Consider the following 2,305-nt stretch of genomic DNA (forward strand, 5'->3'; position numbering starts at 1 on the left):
GAGGAACCGCGTACTTTTTGTAGAACGGTCCGGCGAGTTGTGCATGCTGGCAAGGTTAAGCACCAGAGGTGCGGAGCCGTAGGGAAACCAAGTCTTAAGAGGGCCAGAGTCAGTATGTGCAGACCCGAAACCGGGTGATCTATCCATGTCCAGGTTGAAGCTGCCGTAAAAGGCAATGGAGGACCGAACGCACATCCGTTGAAAAGGGTGGCGATGAGGTGTGGATAGGGGAGAAATTCCAATCGAACCCGGAGATAGCTGGTTCTCCTCGAAATAGCTTTAGGGCTAGCCTCGGTAGAGATTCGCGGAGGTAGAGCACTGAATTTCCTAGGGGGCGTCAAAGCCTACCGAAGAATATCAAACTCCGAATGCCGCAGAATTGCTTACCGGGAGTCAGACTATACGAGATAAGTTGGATAGTCGAAAGGGAAAGAGCCCAGACCTCCAGCTAAGGTCCCAAAGTGCGTGTTAAGTGGAAAAGGATGTGGGATTTCAAAGACAACCAGGATGTTGGCTCAGAAGCAGCCATACATTCAAAGAGTGCGTAATAGCTCACTGGTCGAGAGGTCCTGCGCCGAAAATGTCCGGGGCTGAAACACGACACCGAAGCTGAGGAATTCTAAGGAATTGGTAGAGGAGCATTGCATAAGGGAAGAAGCAGTACCGGAAGGAGCTGTGGACTTTATGGAAGAGAGAATGCCGGAATGAGTAGCGAGAGTAAGGTGGGAATCCTTACGGCCGAATATCTAAGGTTTCCAGGGTAAAGCTGATCTGCCCTGGGTAAGTCGGGACCTAAGGCGAGGTCGAAAGACGTAGTCGATGGACAACAGGTTGAAATTCCTGTACTGCGATAGAACAGAACTGTGGGGACACGTGTGGAAAGCACAGCCTGGGAATGGAATCCCGGGGCAAGCGAGGTAGGAGTCTGGTAGGCAAATCCGCCAGGCAATCTGAAGACGTGATGCGGACCGAACAGAAGTAGGGAAGTGTGTGAGCCATGCGTCGAGAAAAGCCGCTATTGATTGTATCGTACCCGTACCGTAAACCGACACAGGTGGATGAGGAGAGAATCCTAAGGCCGACGGAAGAAGCATTGTTAAGGAACTCGGCAAAATGACCCCGTAACTTCGGGAGAAGGGGTGCCACAGAGATGTGGCCGCAGAGAATAGGCTCAAGCAACTGTTTAGCAAAAACACAGGTCTATGCAAAACCGAAAGGTGAGGTATATGGGCTGACGCCTGCCCGGTGCTGGAAGGTTAAGAGGAGAGGTTAGCGAAAGCGAAGCTTTGAATTTAAGCCCCAGTAAACGGCGGCCGTAACTATAACGGTCCTAAGGTAGCGAAATTCCTTGTCGGGTAAGTTCCGACCCGCACGAAAGGCGTAATGATTTGAGCGCTGTCTCAACAATGCATCCGGTGAAATTGAAATACCAGTGAAGATGCTGGTTACCTGCGCCAGGACGGAAAGACCCCATGGAGCTTTACTCCAGTTTGGTACTGGGACTCGGTATTGCATGTACAGGATAGGTGGGAGACGAAGAGTCATGGACGCCAGTCTATGAGGAGTCGCTGTTGGGATACCACCCTTGTGATATTGGGTTTCTAACCAGCCGCCGTGAACCGGCGGTGGGACAATGCCAGGCGGGGAGTTTGACTGGGGCGGTCGCCTCCGAAAGGGTATCGGAGGCGCCCAAAGGTTCCCTCAGAATGGTCGGAAACCATTCGCAGAGTGCAAAGGCAGAAGGGAGCTTGACTGCGACACCGACGGGTGGAGCAGGTACGAAAGTAGGGCTTAGTGATCCGGTGGTATTAAGTGGGAATGCCATCGCTCAACGGATAAAAGCTACCCTGGGGATAACAGGCTTATCACTCCCAAGAGTTCACATCGACGGAGTGGTTTGGCACCTCGATGTCGGCTCATCGCATCCTGGGGCTGTAGTAGGTCCCAAGGGTTGGGCTGTTCGCCCATTAAAGCGGTACGCGAGCTGGGTTCAGAACGTCGTGAGACAGTTCGGTCCCTATCCGGCGTGGGCGTAGGATATTTGAGAGGAGCTGTCCTTAGTACGAGAGGACCGGGATGGACGGACCGCTGGTGTACCGGTTGTTCTGCCAAGAGCATGGCCGGGTAGCCAAGTCCGGAAGGGATAAACGCTGAAGGCATCTAAGCGTGAAGCCCCCCTCAAGATGAGATATCCCATTCGAAAGAAGTAAGACCCCTTGAAGACGACGAGGTAGATAGGGCAGAGGTGGAAGTGCAGCAATGTATGGAGCTGACTGCTACTAATCGGTCGAGGGCTTGACCTAAT

Annotated in this window: 1 rRNA gene (running past one end of the window); it reads left to right on the top strand. The window is 52.9% G+C overall.

Going from position 1 to position 2,305, the window contains the following annotated elements:
- Positions 1-2,303 (top strand): 23S ribosomal RNA (locus BQ7352_RS08300) (it extends 581 nt beyond the left edge of the window).
- Positions 2,304-2,305 lie beyond the last annotated feature (2 nt).

It is taken from the genome of Blautia sp. Marseille-P3201T (assembly GCF_900120295.1).
Taxonomy (GTDB): Bacteria; Bacillota; Clostridia; order Lachnospirales; family Lachnospiraceae; genus Blautia.